At 70.8% G+C, this 1,756-nt stretch carries 2 protein-coding genes, 1 pseudogene and 1 riboswitch; all 3 genes and pseudogenes read right to left on the bottom strand.

All coding sequences use genetic code 11. From position 1 onward, the window contains the following. Positions 1-193, bottom strand: a pseudogene (locus tag KD1_RS13010) (C40 family peptidase); the annotation flags it as partial. Then, positions 191-378: riboswitch (cyclic di-AMP (ydaO/yuaA leader) on the bottom strand. (Overlaps the previous pseudogene by 3 nt.) A gap of 121 nt (positions 379-499) precedes the next feature. Next, a complete protein-coding gene (locus KD1_RS13005) occupies positions 500-1,165 on the bottom strand; it encodes an iron-dependent transcriptional repressor DtxR (protein WP_245627408.1) in 666 nt (221 codons plus the stop codon). A gap of 43 nt (positions 1,166-1,208) precedes the next feature. Then, positions 1,209-1,756: P1 family peptidase (locus KD1_RS13000; protein ID WP_174521113.1), on the bottom strand; the 548-nt coding region annotated here is incomplete at its 5' end.

The following is a 1,756-nucleotide window of genomic DNA, read 5'->3' as shown; positions in this document are numbered from 1 at the left end:
CAGGCGCCGCAGCAACCTCGGCCGGCGCAGCCATCGCGGGCGCCGCAGCGGCACCGACGAGACCACCGGTCACGGCCAGCAGCGCCGAGGTGCGCGCCACCGGGGCGGCCGACTCGACGACGACGGTCGAGATCTCGGCCAGCGGGTTGTACCGGCCAGCGGCACGGTGCCGGCCCATGTGGTTCTGGGTCACGATTAGCCTCCACGCCTGCGGGGTGAGCTGTCGGGTTCGGGCAAGGCCTGCCCGGTTCCAACGTGTGAGCGTCTCTTCTCACATGGTGGAACTTCACCCCGAGGGTCAGCACGCGTGGTGCCGGCCCGGAGTTGGTTCCCCCGCTCCTGCCAATGGGTTGTCTCAAGCCTTGGCGGGAGCAGGATTTGGCGATCCGCCGCGGCAGTCATCGTGTGGGGGTTTGATGACCGAGGAACAACGTACACACCCCGGCGCGAAATGTCACATGGAGGTCACGGCGTGGTGGAGGAACAACAACGGGGATCGTCAGAGCCGTCCCACGAAGACGTGCTCGGCCAGTTCCTCGGGCAGGTCGCGGCTCGCGCCATCACTCTCGAGCGGCCTGACGGCCCAGCCGCCCCCCGTGGGGTCCACCCGAAGCCGACGCCCGGGTTGCACACCGAGCTCGCGCAGCATCGCCAACGACGTCGGGTCGACCTGCACCGGCTCGGACAGCCGGCGGACCACGACATCGGCGGGTTCGGCCAGATCCGTGATCACGAGCAGTCCGGAGCGGAAGTCCTCGCTGCCCGATTCGTCGAGACCCAGCGCCCCCAACCCCGGAATCGGGTTGCCGTACGGCGATTCCCGCTGGCCCTCCAGCAACGTGACGATGCGTCGCTCGACCTCGTCGCTCATGACGTGCTCCCAGCGGCAGGCCTCGTCGTGCACGAGCTCCCAGTCCAGCCCGATGACGTCGCTGAGGAGACGTTCGGCCAACCGGTGCTTGCGCATGACCCGCGTGGCCAGTTCGCGGCCGGTGTCCGTCATCTCGAGGTGGCGGTCACGGGTCACGACGATGAGACCGTCGCGTTCCATCCGGGCGATCGTCTGCGACACCGTCGGGCCGGAGTGACCCAGCCGCTCCGCGATCCGCGCCCGCATGGGCACGACACCCTCCTCCTCCAGTTCGAACACCGTGCGGAGGTACATCTCGGTGGTGTCGATCAGCTCGCCGCTCACAGCCCGATCGTACCTAGGACCCGGCGGATCTCCGCGTGCCGACCGAGGGCAGGGCATCGAGGTAGGCCGGCCACGACCCGGCCGGAGTCTCGACCGACGTCGCGGCGAGCACGGCGCGGGCCACCGAGCGCGTGACGACGTCGGCGGCGACCTCGAGCAGACGGTGCATCTCCGGCGGCTCCGGGGCGGGCCGAGAACCCGTCGCCAGGCCGAAGAGGGTGTCGCCGTCGAACATCGTGTGGACCGGCCGCAGCGCCCGGGCCAGCCCGTCGTGGCCGATCCCGGCGAGCTTGGCGCACTGCGCCTTGGTCAGCGTCGCGTCGGTGGCGACGATGCCAATGGTCGTCGCGCTGGCCGGCCGCAACTCGTCGCCGGTCGCGGCCCGCGGCGCGGCGGCCAGTTCGGCCGCGCTCGGCACGCCCAGACGGCCCTGCGCCACCAGGTCGACCACATCGCAGTCGTGCAGGAAGGGGGCCGCGTGCAACGCCCCGGTATCGGGGTGAATCGCCGACCCGAGGGCGTTGCAGACGACGAGCGCGGCGACGGTCGAGCCGTCCTCGG

This window comes from Kribbia dieselivorans NBRC 106261 (assembly GCF_001552435.1).
Lineage (GTDB): Bacteria > Actinomycetota > Actinomycetes > Actinomycetales > Dermatophilaceae > Kribbia > Kribbia dieselivorans.
This window is presented reverse-complemented; position numbering and strand designations above follow the sequence as displayed.

Coding starts and splice junctions, on each gene's coding strand:
- KD1_RS13005 (WP_245627408.1), bottom strand. CDS start 1,165: ATGTACCTCCGCACGGTGTTCGAACTGGAGGAGGAGGGTGTCGTGCCC.